This window comes from Bradyrhizobium sp. B117 (genome assembly GCF_038969555.1).
Taxonomy (GTDB): domain Bacteria; phylum Pseudomonadota; class Alphaproteobacteria; order Rhizobiales; family Xanthobacteraceae; genus Bradyrhizobium.
Window position 1 is genome coordinate 4,407,793 of record NZ_CP152414.1, and the last position, 22,773, is coordinate 4,430,565.

Consider the following 22,773-nt stretch of genomic DNA (forward strand, 5'->3'; position numbering starts at 1 on the left):
GCGGCGCCGAAAGCCGCTTCCCGGTCCGCAAAATGGCGTGTTAGAACCCCCGGCAAACGTGGCTTAGTTAAGAACTGGCGGGAGCAAATGAAACATATCCTGGACGCCCTTGAGGAACGTCGTGCCGGCGCAAAGCTCGGCGGCGGGGAAAAGCGCATCGAGGCGCAGCACGCCCGCGGCAAGCTGACCGCGCGCGAGCGCATCGAGCTCTTGCTCGACAAGGGATCGTTCGAGGAGTTCGACATGTTCGTCGAGCACCGCTCCACCGAGTTCGGCATGGAGAAGACCAAAGTGCCCGGCGACGGCGTCGTCACCGGCTGGGGCACCGTCAACGGCCGCAAGACGTTTGTCTTTGCCAAAGACTTCACGGTGTTCGGCGGCTCGCTCTCGGAAACGCACGCGCTGAAGATCACGAAGCTCCAGGACATGGCGATGAAGGCGCGGGCGCCCATCATCGGCCTCTATGACGCGGGCGGCGCCCGCATCCAGGAGGGCGTCGCCGCGCTCGCCGGCTATTCCTACGTGTTCCGCCGCAACGTGCTCGCCTCGGGCGTGATCCCGCAGATCTCCGTCATCATGGGCCCGTGCGCCGGCGGCGACGTCTATTCGCCTGCGATGACCGATTTCATCTTCATGGTGAAGAACACCAGCTACATGTTCGTGACCGGCCCCGATGTGGTGAAGACGGTCACCAACGAGGTTGTCACCGCCGAAGAGCTCGGCGGCGCCTCGGTGCACGCCACGCGCTCCTCCATCGCGGACGGCGCCTTCGAGAACGACGTCGAAACGCTGCTCCAGATGCGGCGCCTGATCGACTTCCTGCCGTCCAACAACACCGACGGCGTGCCGGAATGGCCGAGCTTCGATTCCATCGAACGGCTCGACGATTCCCTGGACACGCTGATCCCCGACAATCCGAACAAGCCCTACGACATGAAGGAGCTGATCCTGAAGGTCGTGGACGAGGGCGACTTCTTCGAGATCGCGGAAGCCTTTGCCAAGAACATCGTCACCGGCTTTGGCCGTATCGCCGGCCGCACCGTCGGCTTCGTCGCCAACCAGCCGATGGTGCTGGCCGGCGTGCTCGACTCTGATGCCTCACGCAAGGCGGCGCGCTTCGTCCGCTTCTGCGACGCCTTCAACATCCCGATCGTCACCTTCGTCGACGTGCCGGGCTTCCTGCCGGGCACCGCGCAGGAATATGGCGGCCTGATCAAGCACGGCGCAAAGCTGCTGTTCGCCTATTCGCAGTGCACCGTGCCGCTGGTGACCATCATCACCCGCAAGGCCTATGGCGGCGCCTTCGACGTCATGGCCTCCAAGGAAATCGGCGCCGACATGAACTACGCCTGGCCGACCGCCCAGATCGCGGTGATGGGCGCCAAGGGCGCGGTCGAGATCATCTTCCGCAGCGACATCGGCGACCCCGACAAGATCGCCTCCCGAACGAAGGAATACGAGGACCGCTTCCTCTCGCCGTTCATCGCGGCGGAGCGCGGCTACATCGACGACGTCATCATGCCGCACTCGACGCGCAAGCGCATCGCAAGGGCGCTGGCGATGCTGAAGGACAAGAAAACGGAAATGCCGGCGAAGAAGCACGACAATTTGCCGTTGTGAGATGGACGTGGCCCGGATGGAGCGTAGCGAAATCCGGGTTCTCATTCAGCAGTTGCCGCATGTCACTTCGCTGATGCGGGCTATCAGGTTCGTTTCTGATCCGGCACCCTCGATCAAACCCAATGACCGAAGACGATCCGACCGACGAAATCTCCGATATCGAAGACCGGATCGAGCGGCTCGCCGAGATCGCCGAGCGCTGCCGGAAGTACATCCTCGCGTCCAAGATCGCCATCGGCAGCGGTGCCGCGCTGCTGCTGATCACGATTCTCGGCCTGTTCGGGACCGGCCAGACCGCCGCGCTCGGATCGATCGCGCTGGTGCTGGGCGGGATCGTGTCGCTCGGCTCGAACATCAGCACGTTGCGGCAGACGGACGAGGCGATCAGCGCTGCGGAGGCGCGGCGCGCGGCGTTGATTGGAACGATCGATCTGCGCCTGGTCGCCGATGCGCCGCTGAAGCTGGTGTGACGCGCCGCGTCACGCTGCAGCCCGCAGCGCCAGCACCATCAACTCCGCGCGGCATTCGGCGGCGAAGGTTTGCAGCCGCTCCACGGTTTCCTGGTCGAGGATGGTCTTCGCCAGGCGCTCGGCGCGGGCAACCTGCTCTTTGAGATAGTCGATACGGGCCATGTGTCACCTCCCGCCGGAATAATTTGAAGCAAATTGCTTCGTTCCGGCGGCTGTGACGGGATGGCTAACGCCGGGTAAACTGCCCACGGTTGATCACGCTCGTCGAGCTGTCAGGAATTGGCATGTCCACGCTGTTCGCCTTCTTCCATCACTTCTGCGCCTTCACGCTGGTTGCGGCGGTTGCGGTCGAGTTCACGCTGATCCAGCAGGAACTGACGGTGTCGATCGCGCGACGGCTCCAGATCACCGATATCGTGCTGGGTGCGGCGGCAGCGGCGCTGCTCGGCGTCGGGCTGCTGCGGGTGCTCTTTTTCGAGAAAGGCTATGACTACTACCTGCATAGCTACGCGTTCCTGACGAAGATCGCACTCTTCGTCATCCTCGGGGCGTTGTCGGTCATTCCGACGCAGGAGTTCTTGTCGTGGAGTGCGTCGATCAAGGCGGGACAGGCGCCTGTCCTCGATGCAAGGCAGAAGTGGCTGGTATCGTCGATCATTCACTGTGAGCTCGCGGCCATCGTGGTCATCCTGCTCTGTGCGGCGGTGATGGCGCGAGGAGGGTGGGTTTAGAAATTCATCACAGTCGTGACGATACCACCAGCCACGCGCCCATGATCACGCAAGCAATGCCGGCAGCACGCGCGATCCATCGTCCGACCGGCGTCAATTTCTCCAACAGGACGAGCAGCGCCAGAAGCGCGATCCAGAGCACGTTCATCACGCCGCCGATGAACAGGAGCGCCATCAACAGCCAGCAGCAGCCGACACAATAGCTTCCGTGCCGAAGTCCCAGCAGCAGGCAGCCTCGCGGCGTGTCGCGAAAGCCGCCGTGGCGCATCAGGAACAGGAACGGCGACTGGCATTGGACGAGGCAGACGTCCTTGAGTGGCGTCCATTGATAGATCCCGGCTGCGATCAGCACGATTGCGCCGACGAGGTTGCTGGCGAGCGTCATCCGGGAGTCGAGAAGGGCTGCGCGATCGATCACCCATTGCAGAAGGGTTGCGACAAGCGAAAAGCCGGTCCAGGCGAGGAGATAACCGGCCGCAAACCAGCCGGTTGCCGCGTACGGCTTGGCCTGTGCCTTCGCTTGCCGGCCGACGCTGGCATACATGAGGATCATGGGCGCAGCCGAGGGCGCCATCATGCCGACCATCATCACCGCCCACATCAGGAATACATATGCGAACTCGAACGTTCGCCACGGCTCGCTGGCGGGCAGCATGATTCCGATCCCGGCCGGAATCATGCGGAAGCCGGTCATGTCCATGCCGCCCATGTCCATGTCGTCGGCGAGCCAGAGCACATAGGCCCAGGCCAGCGCGACGATGATCAGAATCGCGCCGCCGACGATCCAGCGGTCGCGGCGCAGCACGGTTTCGAGAGCGCTGTCGGTCATTTGTGATGCGTGTTGCCGGCCTGCTCGCAGACCGTCACATCAGGAGCGGCATCAAGCCTGGTTCGACCATTGGATCGGCGCATAGAGGCCGTTCCTGCCGGAATTGTCCCAGCGCATGCCATGATCGCTGTAGGTGTTGCCGGCGGCGCCGACCGCCATCACCATCCTGTCGGGACTGACGGGGTGGCCGATGTTGGCCCACATTTCGCCGCTCGGGTGCATGGTCGGCAACGGATCGACGGACATGTGCAGAATGCCCGGGATTTCCGCCGAGCGCGTCTTGCCGTCGATCCGGAACGTGATCGGGGCCTTCTTCACCCCGAGGTTCTTGCTGATCAACGGTCCGAACGCGGCCATGGGACCACCGGCCGTGCCGCCGAAGATCGCAGCCAGCGTCTCAGTCTGCCGATCGTCGGCGCGCTCGTCGACATAGGTAGCCTGCGACCAGTTTCCGTCAGCCATGATTCCGGGCGCGTGGAGGATCACCAGGACGTTCAGTCCATCGAGTGCGACGTCGCCGTAACGGCCACTCTCGACATGGAAGATCAGCGGTACGTTGCAGAAGCCCTCGGTCGGTCGCGCGGTCAGCGGGGCACCCGCAGACACGAGGCACGGACACACGATGCTGCAACTGCAATTTTCGAAATAGTCACCGGAAAGGTGCCACGAGACCTGAGATGAGACCTGAGATGAGACCTGGTCCACCATCGCTTCCTCCCGCTAGGCCGAACCCGACAGATCACTTTCGAACGAGCTACCTGTGGTCGAAAGCTACGCTGCGTGCGCGGAAACCGCAAGGCGATGTGCCAATGAAGTTGGTGTGAAGCGCCGACGCGCGTGGAGGTGCGCAGAGCCTGATCCGGAAAAGTGCGTAGCGGTTTTCCGAAAAGATCATGCTCAAACAATAACCTAAAGCGCGATGGTGATCCATCTTGATGCCATCGCGCTTTAGGGTGGGTCAGCGCCAGCGTAACCCACCGCCTCTCCATTCGTCCGGGCAGACCCAGGCGGGTTAAGGCTTCGCCCGACCCATCCTGAGAGCTACGAGCTGTTCCGTTCTATCATCGCGCCGCATCGGCCGCGGCAAAATGCGCCAGCTGGTCCGCGTGGGCCTTGGCGAACGCTGGCCGCGCGGTGGCGCGTGCGACGTAGCCGCGGCAGGCCGGGTGCTCCGACAGGCCGCCGAACTTATCGACGACGCGCAGCACGTCCGACATCAGGATGTCGGCGACGGAAAAGGACCCCGCCAGCCATTCGCGCCTCGCAAGCACCGTCTCCATGTGCTTGAGGCGGAGTTTGAGGAAGTCGTCGACGAACTTCACGGCAGGCGAGCCGTCGAAACTGCCGGTGAACTTGAACATGGTCCAGGGCAGGGCCGGCATCTCAACCGAGTTGAGCGCGGCGAACACCCACTCCATCGCTTCGTTACGGCCGCGGGGATCGGTCGGCATCAGTTCGGGGTTGCGCTGACCCAGATGCAACAGAATCGCGCCGCTCTCGAAGATCGAGAGGTCGCCGTCGGTCAGCCACGGCACCTGGCCGAACGGCTGGTGCGCGAAGTGCGCGGCATCGCGCGGGTTGAACGGCACGCTCGCGACGCGGTAGGGCAGGGCGGCTTCTTCCAGCGCCCAGCGTACACGAAGGTCGCGCACGAAGCCGCGGGGCATCTCGGGAACCCAGTCGAAGGTGGTGAGGATGAGATTGGGCATGTGGGATCTCCGTGCTGTCTAAGCGTAGGACGGATGAGGAGCGGGCGTTCCGACAGCGGGGACAGAAAAAAGGGCGATCTCGTAGGATGGGTAGAGCGAAGCGAAACCCATCAACGCTATTCACGCAGCCGGAACGATGGGTTTCGCTGCGCTCTACCCATCCTACGGACCGGTGCTTACTGCCCAAGCTTCGCCAGCTTGCCTTGCTTGGCGGCCTCTACCGCGCGTTCGGCATCCTCCGGCAGCAAGATCCGCTCCGCCACCTGCCGGGCCGCCTCGCGCTTCACTGCCGACACATATGCGCCGTCGTATCGGCATATCGTTCCGCGATCGACAGCCTGGGATCATGCACCTCCTTCCGCGCAGCCTCCGTCGGTGCGAACGGCACGACCGCGCCTTGCAGCGGATAGAGCGCCGTCGGCCCAAACCCCTGCGCGCGCGGATTCCATGCGGTGTAGGTCGCGCGCGGGACAGCGAGGGCGAGCTGTCGGATGCCCGCGATCGCCATGCCGTCATCATCCGCCTTCGGCACGAACACGGGATAGCGGCCGATCTCCTTCGGCGGCAGCACGCTCTGGTCGGAGAAGGCGGCGAGCGTGTGGATGCCGGCATAGGGCAGGCCAGGGATATCGGTCGGCACGGCACCTTGCGCCGAGACCAGCGTGCCATGGGCGCGCATGGGGACGCGGCTTGAGGGCGGTTTGATGCCGTCGCTGATCCAGGCATTGAGGTCGGTGAGCAGCGCGCGCATCGGCATGCCCGCATGAACAGGGTTCTGCGGCAGCGACATCGCCGGCACACCCTTCTTCATCACGTCGGCGGCTTCCGCAAAATGCGGCGTGCCCGAAATCATGTAGGCGCGGACATTGTCGGGCAGGTCGAGATGGTTGCCCGCGAGATCGGTGACCAGCAGCGAAGCGTGCGAGGCCCACCATTCGTGCTCGCTGTCGGTCTGCATCACCTTCGGGCAGGTCGCCGAGAGCGAGCAGCGGCGCAAGAGGCCGTCGGTCTTGCCGGAATAGGGATCGCTGAGGCTAGCATAGGTGAAGGGGAAGAGATCGGCCTGCCACGCCGGATCCTGCGGATGGCGCGGGTTGCGGCCGGGCTGGCCGAAGCGGACATTGGTCGCCATCCGCCGCGTGCCCGCGACATGCGGCATCAATCCGTCGAACACGGTGCGGCCGGATAGGTCCTCGTTGAAGCCGAGATAGAGGAAGTCGCGCAGGAAGCGGCCGGATTGCGAGACGCCGAAGCCGATGGCGCGGCTCACCGATGGATGCAGTCCATTGAGCAGCGGGTTCGCTTGCGTCTCGTCATGGCGGAGGAAGCTGACGACATCGCGCACGGCGGCATAGCCTATGCCGAGCGGCACCGGATCGCGCGCGGTGTAGGTGATCTCGTAGAGCGCGCCGGCATCAAAGCCATCGGGGCGGGTGATCTCCACCATGGTGGGATCGACGAGTTTTGCCGAGAGACCGGACAGTGTCTGCCGCGCGTCGGCCCAGGCCGCGCGCACGGTGACGTGGAGGTTGGCGGCCTCAGCCGCCGGCCAGGTCAGAATGGCGCGCGCAGGATTGGTCGTGTTGTCGAAGACGAATTCTTCTCGCGCGGGCCCGCTGATGTTCTTGATCACCGGCGCGCTCAGCGCCATCTGGCCGGGCTTCGAGGGGATGTCGCCCTGCCAGCCGACCCAGACCATCGTAAAACCTTGGCGGTGCAGGAAGCCGATGCCGGCATCCTCGGCCTTGTCGGCATTGTTGGCGCCGGGCTGGGCGGAATCGTCGAACAGCTGCGGCGCCAGCTTGCGGCCGCGATTGGGCACCTCTAGCAGCAGCGTGCCGTTGCCATGCGTGGCATCGCTGGGCCTGAGGATCACGACGTCGGCGGTGGCCTCGACCTTGCCGTCGGCATTGCGCGGCGCGAGCGCAAGGTCGGTGATGACTGCGTTGCGATCGTCGGCCGGGTTGAGCGCGAAGGTCGCGCGCGCGGTGATGCGTTCATAGGTGCCGACATTGCCGAAGCTGCGCCCGTCAAAGGCGGGCACGCGTTCCACAATATCGAAGCGAACGATTTCGGCGACCGATACGGCCGGCCACAGGCAGGTGATCGCAAACAGACCCGAGATGATCCTGCGCATGGCCGTTCCTTCCCTCAGGTAGGCGCAGCGGCAAAATCCGCCGCGCGGGCTTTTTGTTGCCGCCACTATAACCGTCTATGCTGAGGCCAAACAACAGGAGGAAACCCGATGCCCACGGCCCACTTCGTCGTCCGTGCCATCGTTGCCGACGCCGACAAGCGCGCCGCATTCGACCGATGGTACGAGACCGAGCATATGCCTGATGCGGTGAAGGCGTTCGGCGTGAGCAAAGCCTGGCGGTTCTGGAGTCTGGATGATCCCTCGCTGCACCAGGCCATGTACCAGTTCGACGACGAAGCGGCGCTCGCGGCGATGCTGAAGGGCGAGGCGCTGAAACGGCTCGTCGCCGATTTCAACCGCGACTGGCCTGATGTGAAGCGTACGCGCGAGACGCTGGTGCTGGCGCAGGAGTTCGTGAAGTAGCTCCTGTCACCTCGCAACGAATCTGAATGCACGATTCAGCTCTGGTTCATGTCATGACCGCGACACTTCCTCAGCATCACTTGCGCGAAAGATCAGAGGACTTGTCATGGAGCGTCGGAACTTTTTGAAACTTGCATTGGGTGTGACGGCCGGCGCCGCCGCCCTTGCAGCGACCGCGCAGGCCGCACCGTTGTCACCGCAGCCGGTCGGACCGGCCCGCATGCCGGAAGGCAATCCCGACGCCCATCCCGCCGTCACCACCAGCGACGAAGCCGCGCAGCTCAAGCCCGAGCAGGTTCGATGGGGCCACGGTCACGGCCATTGGCATCACCGCCATTGGGGCTGGCGTCACCGCCATTGGGGCTGGCGTCATCGCCACTGGGGCTGGCGCCGCCGGCACTGGCGTCGTCATTACTGGTAAGCTTCACGACTGGTAAGCTTCACGCAAGCCAGGCCTTGGACGGGGATCGCGGTTCGCGGTCCCCGTTTTGATTCGACGACATGCTGAGATGATGCGCCGAAGAGCCTTCAAAAAACAAAATGGCCGCGCAGGCTGATGCCGCGCGGCCACTTCGCAGTGCGAAATGACGAGATCAGATCGGGCGGCAGCGGCCACCCCACCAGCGGAAGCCATAGGGGCAAACGCGCGGGCGCACCACGACGACGGGCGCGGGCGCCGGCACGACGACGACCGGCCCGCGTGCGGCCATCGGACGGCAGCCGCCATAGGGGCCGCGATACCAGCCGGGGCCGCAGCCGCCAGCGGCGCTGGCCGCTTCGCTGAAACCGACGACCGCGCTGGCAAGCATGACGGCGGCGAAGAGATATTTCATTTGATCTTCCTTCTCGTCCTTGAGGCTGGGCTTTGGGGGGGGCGAATCTTCGGGGCTGGGCGCTCGCGGCGCACAATGAATCAAAAGACACGATTCGACACGTTAAATCGGGGAGGCAACGTGCATCGCGATCCAAACCTGCCAATCATGACCTGAATGCGGCATGAACATTCCCCGCATGCGGCTTCAGGCGACACTCATCTGCCGCTAGCGGCCGAGAAAGCCCAGCACCAGCTCCTTGTACTTCTCGGGCGCCTCCAGGAAGACGAGGTGGCCGGTGTCCGGGATCACCTCGGCCCGCGCATTCGGCATCTTCGCGGCGAGCTGTTTCGCCAGCTCCGCGTTCTGCCCCATCTTAGGCCGCAACGCCTCGGGCGCGAGCGGCCGGCCAGGCGCGTTGTGGTCGTCGGCGCCCATGATGAACAGCGTCGGCTCGGTGATGAGCGGGATCTCGTGCGCCACCGGCTCGCGATAGATCATCTGGCCGGACGAGACGAAGGCGCGCAGCCAGCGTGGATAATCGGGGCTGCCCTTGATGTTGAAACGGGCGTCGATGAACGGCGTGATCGCTTCCGGCGGCAGCTTGATCGCGTAGTTGGTCTGGAGCTGCTTGCGATAACCTTCGGCCGTCAGCTTGTCCTCGGTCTCGATGATCTTCTCGGTCGGCGTCGGCGGCACGTAGAGGCGGTAGTCCTCGAGCCCGATCGGTGCAGTCAGCACCAGATGGCTGACGCGGTCCGGATAGGCTCGGGCGATGCGCACGCCCAGCATGCCGCCGAGCGAATGGGCGACGATGTCCGCCTTGTTGATCTCTAAGTGATCGAGCAGCGCGATGGTGTTGCGCGCCAGATTGTCGAAGTGCAGCTCGCCCGTCAGCTTGGAGGACTTGCCGAAGCCGATCTGGTCCGGCACCACGACACGATAGCCGGCCTCGCTCAACATCTTGATGACAGGCGCCCAGTAGCTCGACGGGAAATTGCGCCCGTGCAGCAGAACGACGGTGCGGCCGTTTGCTTGCGCAGGCGCCACGTCCATATAGGCCATGCTGAGCTGCTCGCCGTCGTTGACCACGGAAAGCAGATGCACGGGATAGGGATAGGCAAAGCCTTCGAGCGCGATGCCGTAGGGCTCGCGGGGCGCGGTGTCGGCGGCGTGGGATGCAAGCGGAATAGTCACGAGGGCGACAGCGATCGCTGCCGAGAAGATGCGGTTCATTGGGGTCTCCGTCATGCCCGGCGAAAGCGCGAAGCGCGTCTTCGCGCAGATGTCCCGGGCATCCACGTGCCAGCCGCAATAAAGACGTGGATGGCTGGGTCAAGCCCGGCCATGACGACAGAGAGAGTTCACACGCGATTGTGTGCCGACGCGCAGTTCGCGTGACTAATCCTTCCCGTTCCCAAACAGCGCCGCGAACTGCTTCTCGCCGGTGCGGGTGAAATTCACAACGCGGCTGCCGGGCGAGGGATCGCGCGCGGCCCATTTCAATTCCGCGAAACGCTGCATCATGGCCGCGCCCAGCGTGCCGGCGAGATGGTGGCGCCGCTCGCTCCAGTCGAGGCAGGCCTTGCAGACCGGCCGGCGCGGATGGCTGAGCATGTCGGATGAGATCTGCAAGTGCTTGGCGAGGAAGCGCTCGCCATCAGCCGTCAGCTCGATCTCCTGCTTCCTCTGCCTGACCAGATTTCGCTCGCGCATGGTGTCGAGCATCTGCACGCCGAGATCACCGGCAAGATGGTCGTAGCAGATCCGCGCGCGCCGCAGCGCCGGATCCTTCGGCCCGGTGCGCACGCGCATGTGGCCGGTGCGTGCGGCAAGGCCCGCAAGGCCTTCGAGCACGCCGGCGACGTCGTCATCGGTGAGGCGGTAGTAGCGGTGCCGGCCCTGCTTCTCCGGCTCGACGAGGCCGCCGGCCTCGAGCTTTGCCAGATGCGAGCTCGCCGTCTGCGGGGTGATGCCGGCCTCCTGCGCGAGCTCGCTCGCGGTCAGCGCGCGGCCGTTCATCAGCGCCGTGAGCATGTTGGCGCGGGCGGGGTCGCCGACCAGCGAGGCGACCATGGCGATGTCGGGTCCTGATTTCATGCTTCGATGGTAGCCGAAGCATCGCGGTCGGGCAAGGGCGTAGCTTCTCACTACGTCGTCATTGCGAGGAGCCGGAGTGTGGGCAAAGGAGCGTAGCGACGTGCCCACCAATCATCGTTGCGAAGAAACGAGGTGGGCACGCTTCGCTTTGCCCACCCTACGAGACCTGCGCTCGCAATGACGGAGAAAGCACCAGAGGAGCCCACCATGTCCGTCACCGTCTTCATCCGCTATCAGCTCGATCCGTTCAAGCGCACCCAGTTCGAGGAATATTCAAAACGCTGGCTCACCATCATCCCGAAATGCGGCGGCGATCTCATTGGCTATTTCATGCCGCATGAGGGCACCAACAACATCGCATTCGCGCTGATCACCTTCGAGAGTCTGGCCGCCTACGAGGCCTATCGCGCGCGGTTGCGGCAGGATACGGAAGGGATGGCGAATTTCCATTTCGCCGAGGAGAACAAATTCATCCTCGCGGAAGAGCGCACCTTCCTGCGCAAGGTGGTATTGTAGGCCACGCCAGCATGATCCGGAAAAGTGCAACGCGGTTTTCCGAAAAGATCATGCTCACATAAGAGGAGACGCCCATGATCGCCGTGATTTTCGAGGTCTGGCCCAAGCCGGAACATCGCCAGGACTATTTCGATCTCGCCGCCGATCTGAAGCCGCTCCTGCAAACCATCGACGGCTTCATCTCGGTCGAGCGCTTCGAGAGCCTGACCGAGAAGGGCAAGATCCTGTCGGTGTCGTTCTGGCGGGACGAGGCAGCAGTCCAGGCCTGGCGCAACACGATGGAGCATCGCCGCACCCAGGCCAAGGGCAGGGCTCAGATCTTCGCCGACTACCATTTGCGCATCGCCAGCGTCATCCGCGACTACGGCATGAATGATCGCGAGCAGGCGCCGAAGGATAGCCGCGCGGTGCACGACGCGCACTAGCGCCGGCCGCGACGCATCCCCATGTCTGCGCGGCCAACAAGGGAGAGAAACATGCATGTAACGACCGCCGACAAGCGCGCGACGTTCAGGAAGTTGCACGAGAGCGGCTGCTTCATCCTGCCCAATCCGGTCGATGTCGGCAGCGCGAAAGCCTTGCAGCATCTCGGTTTCAAGGCGATTGCCTCGTCGAGCGCGGGCTTTGCCTGGACCATCGGCAAGGCCGACAACCACGTCACCGTCGAGGATGTCTGTCAGCATCTGGCAGCATTGAGCTCGGCAGTCGAAATTCCCGTGAATGCGGATTTCGAGGGCGGCTTTGCCGTCGAGCCGGACAAGGTCGCCGACAATGTCGAGCGCTGTGTGCGCACCGGCGTCGCCGGCCTGTCGATCGAGGATTCCACCGGCGACAAGGACAAGCCGATCTATGAGCGCGCGCTCGCGGTCGAGCGCATCAAGGCCTCGCGCAAGGCGATCGGCGACAGCGGCACGCTGCTGGTCGGCCGCTGCGAGGCGTATTTGTGGGGCGTGACCGACCTCAAGCTCGTCATCGACCGCCTTACGGCGTACGCCGATGCCGGCGCAGACTGCCTCTACGCGCCGGGTCTGAAGACGCGCGAGGACATCGCCGCGGTGGTGAAGGCTGTCGCACCGAAGCCGTTCAACCTGTTGATCGGTGGCTCCAGCCTATCATTGAAGGAAGCCGAGGATCTCGGCGTGCGCCGCATCAGCGTCGGCGGCTCGCTCGCCCGCGCCGCCTGGGGCGGCTTCATGCGGGCCGCGAAGGAGATGGCGGAGAAGGGAACGTTTGCCGAGCTCGGCAGCGGCTATCCCGGCGGCGAGCTCAACAAGATGTTCAGCTGAAGGCAATCAAATAGAGCAAACGAAGCGGCGGGACTTTCGTCCCGCCACTCTATCGTCCCTCTCGGTGTCATGCCCCGCGGAAAGCGGGGCATCCAGTACGCCGCGGCTTATCGATTGAATCACTGCCGTTTCGGAGTACTGGGTCGCCCGGTCAAGCCGGGCGACGACAGCTATCGTTACGTCTTACTTCGCGCCGTCAGACGGAGTCTGCGTATCCGGCGCTGGCTTTGCCGCAGGCGTATCCGCCGGCGCGGCCGGCTTGCTCGGCGCTGCGCCCGTGGTCACGCCCGGCGCGGCGTTGTTGCGCGGCGTCACGTCGCGCATGCCGGGAGGCGCGGCCGGATTGGCGGGCTGCGACTGCTGTGCGGTCTGCGTCGCCGGCGTGTTGCTCGCCTGGTTGCCTGTACTCGAGTTGTTCAAGCCATAGAACACGGCGCCCAGCACCAGGGCGATCGCCACCGCGAACAGCGCGACCTTGCCGCTGGAGGCGGGGCCTTCGCCAAGCTCGGGATCGGCCTGAAGGTCGGCATCCCGGCGCGCCGCGCGAAGATACTCATCGTCGGCGAGGTTCGGGCGGTACGGATCGTTGGGAAAACGCTCGTCAGCCATCGATTGGTCTCCTCGGTTATGACGCCGGGACAACCCTCAGGTGCGAGATTCCGTTCCGCCTCCTTTATGCTTTCGTCGCATGTTGCTCCGGCTGAGGGAATCGGGAACCTGTTCGCCGGGGAACCCAAAGCGTGAGTTCCACCCGCGGAGGAAGGGAACAAGATCATGTGGAGCCTGCCGCCAAGCGATAGCGTGCTGCATTTCCTGTCGCTCGTCGCGGTCGCGGCGCAAGGCATGACGGCCGCGCTCGCCGCCGGCCGCCGCAGCATGGACTGGCTGGGGGTGTGCTTCCTCGGCTGCATCACCGCGCTCGGCGGCGGCACGCTGCGCGATCTCTTCCTCGGGCACTATCCGCTGGTCTGGGTGCAGCACCCGATTTATCTCGCGCTCGCCGGCGGTGCCGCCTTCCTCACCATCCTGACCGCGCGCCTCGTGCACCGGCTCAAGGTCGCCTTCATCGTGCTCGATGCCATCGGCCTCGTCGTCTTCACCATGGCCGGTTGCGACGTCGCCTGGCAGATGGATGCCTCGCTGCCGATCGTCATCGTCTCCGGCATGGTGACGGGCTGCGCCGGCGGCATCCTGCGCGACGTGCTCTGCAACGACGTGCCGCTGCTGTTCCGCTCCGAGCTCTATGCCAGCGTCTCGGTGGTGACCGGCCTGTTCTATGCCACCGCGTTCGGCTTCAAGCTCAACGCCGAGCTCTGGACCATACTGACCTTCGTCCTCGGCATCAGCTTCCGCCTGCTGGCGGTGCGCTACAAATGGGAGATGCCGAAATTCGTCTTCACGGAGGACGAGGGGAGGTAGTTGCTCTTCGCCTCACTCTGTCCGCTACGTCATGGCCGGGCTTGTCCCGGCCATCCACGACCTTACCGCGGCAAGAAGAACGTGGATGCCCGGGCCTTCGCCTCGCCGAAGCGGCTTCGGCCGCGCAGGCGGGACAAGCCCGGGCATGACGATCTCCTGAATTCGGAGAGGACCAACTACGGCTTCTCCTTCCTTGCCTTCGCCACCTGCGCCGGCGTCACCATCGGGCCGGCATTGCCCCAGGAGTTGCGGATATAGTTCGTCACCGCCGCGATCTCGTCGTTCGACAGCTGCTTGGCATAAGCGGGCATCTCGCCGGTGTTGGGCGCCCGCGGCGTCGTCACGGTGTGGGCGCCGTCGAGGATGATGCGCAAGGTCGAGGACGGATTGACTGATTGCAGCAGCGCGTTGCCGGGCAGCGGCGGATAGATCCGCGGCGCGCCCGAGCCGTCGGCCTCATGACAGGCGATGCAGAGCTTTGCGTAGATGGCCTGGCCAGCTTTCATCTCGGCCTCGTCGGGCGGCGTCACGATGCTCTCGCGCCGTGACGGCGGCAGGCTCTTCAAATAGAGCGCGATCGCCGTCACGTCGGCATCGCTCATTTTCGAGGTCGAGTTGACGACCACCTCGGCCATCAGCCCGTCGGCATGACTCTTGGCATTACGTCCGCTCTGGAGATATTCGGCGATGTCCTCGACGCTCCATGACTTCAGCCCGGTGCGCGCGGCGCCGTCGAGCCGTGGCGCGTACCAGCCGCCGACCTCGTTGCCGGAGAGCGCCTGCGCGGCCTTGTCCGCGCCAAAATAGTTCTTCGGGGTGTGGCAGGCGCCGCAATGGGCGAGCCCGGTGACGAGATAGCCGCCTCTGTTCCATGCCGCGCTCTGGCTCTGGTCCGGCTCGAACAGGCTGGGCTTGAAATAGAAGGCGTTCCAGACCCGCATCAGACGGCGATAGCCGAACGGCCAGCGCAGCTCCGGCGGCTTGTTGCGGTTCACCACCGGCGCCAGCGTGCCGAGATAGGCGCGGATCGCCAGCGTGTCTTCCTTCGTCATCTTGGTGAAGTAGGGATAGGGGAACGCCGGATAATAGTACGAGCCGTCAGGCGCGATGCCGGTGCGGAGCGCGCGGGTGAAATCGGCATCCGCCCAGGCGCCGATCCCGGTGTCGCGGTCGGGCGTCAGGTTCGGCGCATAGACCGCGCCGAAGGGCGTGTCGATGCGCGTGCCGCCCGCGAACGGCCGCGCCGGATCGGCGGTGTGGCAGCCCGCGCAGCCGCCGGCCTCGACCAGCGTCTTGCCATAGGCGATCAGCTCTGGCGAAGGATCGGCGGCGAAAGCCGCGCTCGCAACTGCACTGCACAACGCGATCACTGCCAGAATCGTCCGCATGCCCGGTCTCTCCTGCGACCAATGGCCCGCATCCCGCAGGATCGGCCATCGATTCATTTCGCGACGACGGGGGTATGGTGACACAAATTGAAAATCCCCGGTGTGCTTCCGGCCACGAAATTGCGATTTTTACCCGGCGCTCCCTTTGGTCCAGATTTGTGATGCGGAGCGTGAAATATCCGACATAGAGTGGCGAAGGTGGTCGGCGCGCCCTAGCTAAAAACAACGGGCAGGCAACGGCTTAAGCGACCTAAAGCAACAAGTGCCTGAACAGGGCGGCAAAACGAGGACAGCATGGGCATCAACCAGGGTCCGATCAGTCTCGACCAAAAATATACCCAACAAACCGGACATGTCTTCACCACGGGCATCCAGGCCCTGGTCCGCCTTCCCATGGCCCAGATCCGGCGCGACCGCGCCAACGGCCTCAACACCGCGGGTTTCATCTCCGGCTATCGCGGCTCGCCGCTTGGCGGCTACGACCAGCAGCTCTTCGCCGCCCGCAAGCATCTCGAACAGTACAACATCAAGTTCCAGCCCGGCGTGAACGAGGATCTGGCGGCCACGGCCGTCTGGGGCTCGCAGCAGCTCAACCTCTCGCCCGGCGCCAAATATGACGGCGTGGTCGGCATCTGGTACGGCAAGGGCCCCGGCGTCGACCGCTGCGGCGACGTGTTCCGCCACGGCAATGCCGCCGGCTCCGCCAAGAATGGCGGCGTGCTCTGCCTTGCCGGCGACGACCACGGCGCAAAATCCTCCACGGTTCCGCATCAGTCCGATCACGCCTTCATCTCCGCGCTGATGCCTTATCTCTATCCCTCGAGCATCCACGAGATGATCGAGATGGGCCTGCTCGGCATCGCGATGTCGCGCTATTCCGGCTGCTGGGTCGGCATGAAGGTGATCACCGAGACGGTGGAAACCACCGCCGAGATCGACCTCACCGACGAGATGAAGCCCTTCATCATCCCCACCGATTTCGAGCTGCCGCCCGGCGGCCTCAACCTGCGCTGGCCCGACGACCGCTTCGAGCAGGACCGCCGCCTGCAGGACTACAAGGGCTTTGCCGCGATCGCCTTTGCCCGCGCCAACAAGGTCAACCGCATCACCATGGATTCGCCGAACGCCCGCTTCGGCATCATGGCCTCGGGCAAGAGCTATGAGGACGTGCGCCAGGCGCTGCGCGAGCTGGGGATCACCGAGGAAGTCGCCGCAAAAATCGGCCTTCGCCTCTACAAGATCGGCATGCCCTGGCCGCTGGAGCCGGAGGGCGTGCGCAACTTCGCCGTCGGCCTCGAAGAGATCTTCATCGTCGAGGAACGCCGCGAGATCGTCGAGAACCAGGTCAAGCAGGAGCTATTCAACTGGCGCGACGATGTCCGCCCGCGCATCGTCGGCAAGATGGACGAGCACGACAAGCGCTTCCTCACCTTCGCCGCCGAGCTCAGCGTCGCCTCGCTCGCGACCTCGCTTACCGAGCGGCTTCTCAAGCTCGATCTCAACCCCGAGATCGCCGAGATGCTTCGCGCCAAGGCCGACTGGTTTAACGGCCGCCAGGCCACCCAGATGCAGGCGACGCCGCCTGTTTCCCGCGTACCGTATTTCTGTTCCGGCTGTCCCCACAACACATCGACCAAGGTCCCCGAAGGCAGCCGCGCGCTCGCCGGCATCGGCTGTCACTTCATGGCGCTGTGGATGGACCGCTCGACCGAGACCTTCACCCATATGGGCGGCGAGGGTGTGCCGTGGGTCGGCATCGCGCCCTTCACCAACGAGAACCATATCTTCGCCAACCTCGGCGACGGCACCTATTTCCACTCCGGCATTCTCGCCATCCGCCAGGCGGTCGCTTCCAAGGCCAACATCACCTACAAGATCCTCTACAACGACGCCGTCGCCATGACCGGCGGCCAGCGCCATGACGGTGATCTTTCGCCCGAGAAGATCATGGCCCAGCTCCACGCCGAGGGCATCCGCGAGATCTATCTGGTCTCGGAAAACCCGGACGCCTATCCCGCCGACACCATCGCGCCGGGCGTCAAGAAATATCATCGCGACGAGCTCCAGAACGTCATGAAGATGTGCCGCGAGTTCAAGGGCACGTCCGCCATCGTCTTCGTGCAGACCTGCGCCGCCGAGAAGCGCCGCCGCCGCAAGCGCGGCCTGATGGAGGATCCGGCGCGCCGCATCATGATCAATCCGGCCGTCTGCGAGGGCTGCGGCGACTGCTCGGTGCAGTCGAACTGCATCTCGGTCGAGCCGCTGGAGACCGAGTTCGGCCGCAAGCGCGCCATCAACCAGTCGTCCTGCAACAAGGACTATTCTTGCCTCAAAGGCTTCTGTCCGTCCTTCGTCACCATCGACGGCGGCGCGCCGCGCCACCGCGCGCCGGCCGAATTCGCCGAGATCGGTGCGCTGCCCGAGCCGGCCTCGCGCCCGTCGCTGGACAAGCCCTACAACATCGCGGTCGGCGGCGTCGGCGGCACCGGCGTGCTCACCATCGGTGCGCTGCTCGGCATGGCCGCCCATATCGAGGGCAAGGCCTCGATGATCCTCGACATGTCCGGTCTGGCGCAAAAGGGCGGCGCGGTGCTCAGCCACGTCCGCCTGTCGGATCATCCGGCGGAGGTGACGTGCTCACGCATCGTCACCGGCACGGCCGATCTCGTGCTCGCCGCCGACGAGGTGGTCGCGGTCGCCAAGGATACGATCTCGCTGTGCGACACCAGCCGCACCCGCGGCATCATCAACAGCCACGTCATTCCCACCGCCGACTTCATCCTCAACCGCGACTTCAATTTCCAGACCCGCAAGCTGAACGGCCTGCTGGAGACGGCGCTGCACAAGGACTCGGCGTTCTTCGACTTCACCAAGCCCGCCGAGCAGCTGCTCGGCGACAGCATCGCCACCAACATGATGATGATGGGCTATGCCTATCAGAAGGGCCTGTTGCCGCTGTCGGCGGAGGCGATCGAGCAGGCGATCGAGGTCAACGGCGTCTCGATCAAGATGAACAAGGAAGCCTTCCGCCTCGGCCGCCTCGCGGTCGCCGATCCCGCGCGCCTTGCGGAGATGCTGAAGGGCACGGATGAGGTGGTCGCGCCGAAGACGCTTGATGCCATGACGCTCGACGAGGTCATCGAGCATCGCGCCAAGCATCTGACCGCCTACCAGAACGGCCGCCTTGCCAAACGCTATCGCAAGCTGATCGACCAGGTTCGCGATGCCGCGAAGCAGGGCGGTTTTGGCGAAGCGCTGCCGCGCGCGGTCGCGGTGAACTACGCCAAGCTCTTGGCCTACAAGGACGAATACGAAGTCGCGCGTCTCTTCACCGACGGTGCCTTCGAGCAGCAGCTGCGCGACCAGTTCGAGGGCGACTTCAAGTTCAGCTTCAACCTGGCGCCGCCGATCCTGGCGAGTGGCGTCGATGCGCTCGGCCGCCCGAAGAAGCGCGCCTTCGGCCCGTGGATGCTGAAGGCATTCCGTGTGCTGGCGAAGTTCAAGTTCCTGCGCGGTACGCCCTTCGACATCTTCGGCCGCAGCGCCGACCGCAAGCTCGAGCGCGACCTGATCGCCGGCTACGAGAAGGACGTCGCCACCGTGCTCGGCCTGCTGTCGCCGGTTACGGTCGATACCGCGGTTGAACTCTTGTCACTGCCCGACCGCATCCGCGGCTACGGCCCGGTGAAGGAGAAAGCGGTTCAGGACGCCAAGGCCCGCTACGCCCAGCTCGCCGCGGATCTGGCGAACCCGCCGCCCGCGCCACGGCAGATCGCAGCCGAGTAGGGCAGTCCCGCAGGGTGGGCAAAGGCGCAAAGCGCCGTGCCCACCATCTGTCATTGATCACGACGAAAACGTGGGCACGCTTCGCTTTGCCCACCCTACGGCACCATCCCTTGCGTTGCCCGTCGGGCAAAGCACCCACGCCATGGGTCAATCCACCGGCACAAAAACATTCCGCTTTACCGAAATTCGGAATTATCGTATTCGTCCATCGCCTCATCCCAGTCAGAGGGGCGTATCGCGATCGTCACGAAACGCGGGGTGAGCGGCGGTGGACGCGGGCTGCGTCACGCGAGCGATTGTCTCGCGGCACGACGGGCGCGGTCTCGCGTACGGCAAAATCGTGTGGTCCTGACGCCCGGGGTCTGTGCGTCAAGTCTTGCGATCGCTCGCAAGCCGACGGGGGCAATAGTGCATCGCTCCCCGGGGAGAGCGCGACATAAGCCGTAAAGCCACTGCGCAGGGAAGGCCGGATGTTTGGCTTCACCTGTATGCCGCTGTGCATCTGTTCTTCGCGCATTCGCGCACAGCGGACCGTGGGTGCCCAGCCGGCACCCGGTCTTCCCTGCGCCCTCTGTTTCGAGAGGGAGCAAGACGGAAGCAAAGCTCGGGCGAACCCGCCGCGAGGATGCGGGGGTGTGTCTGCAAGGCAAGGTCTCGTGCCCCGGACGCTGCGCAGCACGTAGTGATGCGCTGCACAGCCGGGGCCCATCTCGCAACGAGTGCGAGGTGGCATGGGTCCCGGCTCTGCGCAGCAACGCCCAGGCGTTGCAGCGCGTCCGGGACACGAGAGCATCACCCCACTTGCGCCAATCCGCTGCCCTCTCGCGCGACGGAATATTTCCGCGCTTGCCAATCAGGCCAGTGCGGTTCAGAAAAACGAGCCAAGAAGAAACGCGAGCGGAGACCTCTGTTTTGACCATCAAGGGCAAAGCCTACATTGCCGGGATCTACGAACACCCGACCCGGCATGCGCCGGACAAATCCACCGCCCAGCTCCATGCCGAGGTCGCCAAGGGTGCGATCGAGGATGCCGGGATCAGCAAGGACGATGTCGACGGCTATTTCTGCGCGGGCGATGCGCCCGGCGGCGCCTGGCCGATGGTCGACTATCTCGGCCTGAACACCAAGAAGCTCCGCCACGTCGATTCCACCGAGACCGGCGGCTGTTCCTACATCATTCATCTCGGCCATGCCGCCGAGGCGATCGCCGCAGGCAAGTGCTCGATCGCGCTGATCACGCTCGCGGGCAAGCCGCGCACCGGCGTGATGCCGCCGCGTGCGGCTGGCGCCGAGGTCGATTTCGAGTCCGCGTACGGCGCGACCACGCACAATGCCTATGGCATGTGTGCCATGCGCCACATGCACGACTATGGCACCACCAGCGAGCAGCTCGCCTGGATCAAGGTCGCGGCCTCGCATCACGCGCAATACAATCCGCATGCGATGCTCAAGGACGTCGTCACCGTCGAGGACGTGCTCAACTCGCCAATGATCTCCGATCCCCTGCATCGCATGGATTGCTGCGTCGTCTCCGACGGCGGCGGCGCGCTGATCGTGACGACGCCGGAGATCGCGAAAAGCCTGAAGAAGCCGCAGGTGCGCCTGATCGGCCATGGCGAAGCCATGAAAGGCCCGCGCGGCGGCAAGGATCTCGATCTCACTTACTCCGCCGGCGTCTGGTCCGGTCCGCGTGCGTTCGAGGAGGCCGGCATCACGCCGAAGGACATCAAATACGCCTCGATCTATGACAGCTTCACCATCACCGTCTTGATGCAGCTCGAGGACCTCGGCTTCTGCAAGAAGGGCGAGGGCGGCAAGTTCGTCGCCGACGGCAATCTGATCTCGGGCGTCGGCAAGCTGCCATTCAACACCGATGGCGGCGGCCTCTGCAGCAATCATCCGGTCAACCGCGGCGGCATGACCAAGATCATCGAGGCCGTGCGGCAGCTGCGCGGCGAGGCGCATCCGAAGGTGCAGGTGAAAAATTGCGATCTCGCCATCGCTCACGGCACCGGCGGTCTTCTGGGTGTTCGCCACGCCGCCTCGACGGCCATTCTGGAGCGCGTGTGATGGTAGATGCAAAGAAATATCCGGCCCCCGTGACGAATCCCGAGACCGCCGCGTTCTGGGACGCGGCGAAACAGGGCAAGTTCATGATCAAGCGCTGCACCGCCTGCGGCGAAGCGCATTACTTCCCGCGCTCGATCTGCCCGTTCTGCTACTCCGACAAGACGGTGTGGGAGGAGGCATCGGGCGAAGGCACGATCTATACCTACAGCCTGATGCGGAAGTCGCCGACCGGCCCCTATGCCATCGGCTACGTCACGCTGAAGGAAGGCCCGTCCGTGCAGACGAACTTCGTCGACTGCGATCTCGAGAAGCTCAAGATCGGCCAGAAGGTGAAGGTGGTGTTCAAGCCGACCGACGGCGCGCCGCTGCCGTTCTTCACGCCGGTGTAGTTGCTTTCTTCCTTCTCCCCTTGTGGGAGAAGGTGGCGCGAAGCGCCGGATGAGGGGTATCGCTCCGCGGAGAAGGCGTTCAATGCGGAGCCAACCCCTCACCCAAACGAGTACGTGGCCGGCACCTCGTAGCCCTCTCCCACAAGGGGAGAGGGCGCATCAATGAGCGCCGGTGAAATTGCGGGAGGAAACAAACAAAATGTCCGCCAGATACGAAGAACTCAAAGGCCTGAAAAACCTCGGCCAGAAATATTCCTACGGCGATCGCGAAGTGATGCTCTACGCCTATGGCATCGGCCTCGGCGCCGATCCGATGGACGAGAACGAGCTCGCCTTCGTCAACGAGGGCACGTTCACGCCACGGCCGCTGAAGGTGGTGCCGACCTTCGCCTCCGTCGCGGCCTGGGGCTCGGGACCGGGCGAGATGAATCTCAACCGCGTGATGGTGGTGGACGGCGAGCGCGACATCACCTTCCATCAGCCGCTGCCGGTGGCCGCCAACATCACCGCAGACTCCTCCGTGCTCGAGGTCTACGACAAGGGCAAGGACAAGGGCGTCGTTATCGCGCACCAGACCGTGCTCAAGAACGAGAAGGGCGAGAAGCTCGCGACACTCGTCGCCTCGCGTTTCGCCCGCGGTGACGGCGGCTTCGGCGGGCCGAACTTGACCCAGCCCGATCCGCACAAGATCCCCTCGCGCAGCCCCGACAAGACGATCGATATCGTCACGCGCCCCGATCAGGCGCTGGTCTATCGCCTCTGCGGCGACCGCAATCCGCTGCACAGCGATCCCGAGTTTGCCAAGAAGGCCGGCTTCCCGCGCCCGATCCTGCACGGCATGTGCACCTACGGCATCACCTGCCGCGGCGTGCTTCAGACCTATGCCGACTATGACGCTTCCGCCTTCCGCCAGCACGTCGCGCGGTTCTCTTCGCCCGTCTATCCCGGCGAGACCGTCACCATGGACCTCTGGAAGGACGGCAACGTGATCTCGTTCGAAGCCAAGGTGAAGTCGCGCGGTGTCACCGTGATCAAGAACGGCAAGACGGTGCTGGGTTAGGCGGGCCGCTTGCGTCGCTCTGAATTAT

23 protein-coding genes are annotated in these 22,773 nt (G+C 64.4%); 13 read left to right on the top strand and 10 right to left on the bottom strand.

Annotation, left to right across the window (positions count from 1 at the left end):
• Positions 1-87 precede the first annotated feature (87 nt).
• Positions 88-1,620 (top strand): acyl-CoA carboxylase subunit beta, encoded by a 1,533-nt coding sequence (locus AAFG16_RS21670; RefSeq protein ID WP_283086257.1) that lies wholly within the window; start codon positions 88-90, stop codon positions 1,618-1,620.
• A gap of 122 nt (positions 1,621-1,742) precedes the next feature.
• Positions 1,743-2,090, top strand: a complete 348-nt coding sequence (locus tag AAFG16_RS21675; protein WP_342740465.1) for a hypothetical protein — start codon at positions 1,743-1,745, stop codon at positions 2,088-2,090.
• A gap of 9 nt (positions 2,091-2,099) precedes the next feature.
• Here the strand turns inward: AAFG16_RS21675 and AAFG16_RS21680 are convergent, their stop codons facing one another.
• Complete coding sequence (locus tag AAFG16_RS21680) at positions 2,100-2,252, bottom strand: hypothetical protein (RefSeq protein ID WP_342740466.1); 153 nt, start codon at positions 2,250-2,252, stop codon at positions 2,100-2,102.
• Positions 2,253-2,374: 122 nt separating this feature from the next.
• Between AAFG16_RS21680 and AAFG16_RS21685 the strand changes: the two genes are divergently transcribed.
• Positions 2,375-2,821, top strand: a complete 447-nt coding sequence (locus AAFG16_RS21685; protein WP_342740467.1) for a DUF2214 family protein — start codon at positions 2,375-2,377, stop codon at positions 2,819-2,821.
• Positions 2,822-2,828: 7 nt separating this feature from the next.
• Here the strand turns inward: AAFG16_RS21685 and AAFG16_RS21690 are convergent, their stop codons facing one another.
• The 4 genes from AAFG16_RS21690 to AAFG16_RS21705 form a co-directional block, all read right to left on the bottom strand.
• On the bottom strand, positions 2,829-3,650 hold the full coding sequence (locus AAFG16_RS21690; RefSeq protein WP_342740468.1) for a DUF2182 domain-containing protein: 822 nt from the start codon (positions 3,648-3,650) through the stop codon (positions 2,829-2,831).
• 51 nt (positions 3,651-3,701) lie between these two features.
• The gene (locus AAFG16_RS21695; RefSeq protein ID WP_342740469.1) at positions 3,702-4,358 is read right to left on the bottom strand and encodes a DUF1326 domain-containing protein; all 657 of its coding nucleotides are present in this window, start codon (positions 4,356-4,358) and stop codon (positions 3,702-3,704) included.
• Between the two features lie 353 nt (positions 4,359-4,711).
• Positions 4,712-5,359 carry a glutathione S-transferase family protein gene (locus AAFG16_RS21700; protein ID WP_283086262.1) on the bottom strand — a complete coding sequence of 216 codons (648 nt, stop codon included), beginning with the start codon at positions 5,357-5,359 and terminating at the stop codon, positions 4,712-4,714.
• Between the two features lie 283 nt (positions 5,360-5,642).
• Positions 5,643-7,496, bottom strand: a complete 1,854-nt coding sequence (locus tag AAFG16_RS21705) for an alpha/beta hydrolase domain-containing protein (protein ID WP_342740470.1) — start codon at positions 7,494-7,496, stop codon at positions 5,643-5,645.
• A 108-nt stretch (positions 7,497-7,604) separates the two neighbouring features.
• On the opposite strand from AAFG16_RS21705, the gene AAFG16_RS21710 reads away from it, so the two are divergent.
• Positions 7,605-7,919, top strand: a complete 315-nt coding sequence (locus tag AAFG16_RS21710; protein ID WP_342740471.1) for a hypothetical protein — start codon at positions 7,605-7,607, stop codon at positions 7,917-7,919.
• A gap of 106 nt (positions 7,920-8,025) precedes the next feature.
• Positions 8,026-8,340 carry a twin-arginine translocation signal domain-containing protein gene (locus tag AAFG16_RS21715; RefSeq protein WP_283086265.1) on the top strand — a complete coding sequence of 105 codons (315 nt, stop codon included), beginning with the start codon at positions 8,026-8,028 and terminating at the stop codon, positions 8,338-8,340.
• A 172-nt stretch (positions 8,341-8,512) separates the two neighbouring features.
• Here the strand turns inward: AAFG16_RS21715 and AAFG16_RS21720 are convergent, their stop codons facing one another.
• From AAFG16_RS21720 to AAFG16_RS21730, 3 genes are all read right to left on the bottom strand, one after another.
• Complete coding sequence (locus AAFG16_RS21720) at positions 8,513-8,752, bottom strand: hypothetical protein (protein WP_027564369.1); 240 nt, start codon at positions 8,750-8,752, stop codon at positions 8,513-8,515.
• Between the two features lie 207 nt (positions 8,753-8,959).
• Positions 8,960-9,967: an alpha/beta hydrolase gene (locus AAFG16_RS21725; RefSeq protein WP_342740472.1), complete on the bottom strand. Its 1,008-nt coding sequence runs from the start codon at positions 9,965-9,967 to the stop codon at positions 8,960-8,962.
• 165 nt (positions 9,968-10,132) lie between these two features.
• Positions 10,133-10,831, bottom strand: coding sequence for a winged helix-turn-helix domain-containing protein (locus AAFG16_RS21730; RefSeq protein WP_342740473.1), 699 nt, complete (start codon positions 10,829-10,831; stop codon positions 10,133-10,135).
• Positions 10,832-11,038: 207 nt separating this feature from the next.
• Here AAFG16_RS21730 and AAFG16_RS21735 point away from each other — a divergent pair, with 207 nt between their 5' ends.
• The 3 genes from AAFG16_RS21735 (at position 11,039) to AAFG16_RS21745 (ending at position 12,633) form a co-directional block, all read left to right on the top strand.
• On the top strand, positions 11,039-11,347 hold the full coding sequence (locus AAFG16_RS21735; protein WP_342740474.1) for an NIPSNAP family protein: 309 nt from the start codon (positions 11,039-11,041) through the stop codon (positions 11,345-11,347).
• Positions 11,348-11,421: 74 nt separating this feature from the next.
• On the top strand, positions 11,422-11,772 hold the full coding sequence (locus tag AAFG16_RS21740; protein ID WP_092219111.1) for an antibiotic biosynthesis monooxygenase: 351 nt from the start codon (positions 11,422-11,424) through the stop codon (positions 11,770-11,772).
• A 51-nt stretch (positions 11,773-11,823) separates the two neighbouring features.
• Positions 11,824-12,633 carry an isocitrate lyase/phosphoenolpyruvate mutase family protein gene (locus tag AAFG16_RS21745; RefSeq protein WP_342740475.1) on the top strand — a complete coding sequence of 270 codons (810 nt, stop codon included), beginning with the start codon at positions 11,824-11,826 and terminating at the stop codon, positions 12,631-12,633.
• 183 nt (positions 12,634-12,816) lie between these two features.
• Here the strand turns inward: AAFG16_RS21745 and AAFG16_RS21750 are convergent, their stop codons facing one another.
• Positions 12,817-13,242, bottom strand: coding sequence for a hypothetical protein (locus tag AAFG16_RS21750; RefSeq protein ID WP_342740476.1), 426 nt, complete (start codon positions 13,240-13,242; stop codon positions 12,817-12,819).
• Between the two features lie 165 nt (positions 13,243-13,407).
• Here AAFG16_RS21750 and AAFG16_RS21755 point away from each other — a divergent pair, with 165 nt between their 5' ends.
• A complete protein-coding gene (locus AAFG16_RS21755; protein ID WP_342740477.1) occupies positions 13,408-14,052 on the top strand; it encodes a trimeric intracellular cation channel family protein in 645 nt (214 codons plus the stop codon).
• Between the two features lie 176 nt (positions 14,053-14,228).
• On the opposite strand, the gene AAFG16_RS21760 is transcribed toward AAFG16_RS21755, so the two are convergent.
• A complete protein-coding gene (locus tag AAFG16_RS21760; RefSeq protein ID WP_342740478.1) occupies positions 14,229-15,440 on the bottom strand; it encodes a c-type cytochrome in 1,212 nt (403 codons plus the stop codon).
• A gap of 294 nt (positions 15,441-15,734) precedes the next feature.
• Here AAFG16_RS21760 and AAFG16_RS21765 point away from each other — a divergent pair, with 294 nt between their 5' ends.
• The 4 genes from AAFG16_RS21765 to AAFG16_RS21780 all read left to right on the top strand — a co-directional run bounded on the left by AAFG16_RS21765 (position 15,735) and on the right by AAFG16_RS21780 (position 22,745).
• The gene (locus AAFG16_RS21765) at positions 15,735-19,226 is read left to right on the top strand and encodes an indolepyruvate ferredoxin oxidoreductase family protein (RefSeq protein ID WP_342740479.1); all 3,492 of its coding nucleotides are present in this window, start codon (positions 15,735-15,737) and stop codon (positions 19,224-19,226) included.
• A 912-nt stretch (positions 19,227-20,138) separates the two neighbouring features.
• Positions 20,139-21,296, top strand: a complete 1,158-nt coding sequence (locus tag AAFG16_RS21770) for a thiolase domain-containing protein (protein WP_342740481.1) — start codon at positions 20,139-20,141, stop codon at positions 21,294-21,296.
• Positions 21,296-21,685 (top strand): OB-fold domain-containing protein, encoded by a 390-nt coding sequence (locus AAFG16_RS21775; RefSeq protein ID WP_342740482.1) that lies wholly within the window; start codon positions 21,296-21,298, stop codon positions 21,683-21,685. The genes AAFG16_RS21770 and AAFG16_RS21775 overlap by 1 nt, the downstream gene beginning before the upstream one ends.
• 199 nt (positions 21,686-21,884) lie before the next feature.
• Complete coding sequence (locus AAFG16_RS21780; protein WP_283086276.1) at positions 21,885-22,745, top strand: MaoC family dehydratase; 861 nt, start codon at positions 21,885-21,887, stop codon at positions 22,743-22,745.
• Positions 22,746-22,773: the final 28 nt, after the last annotated feature.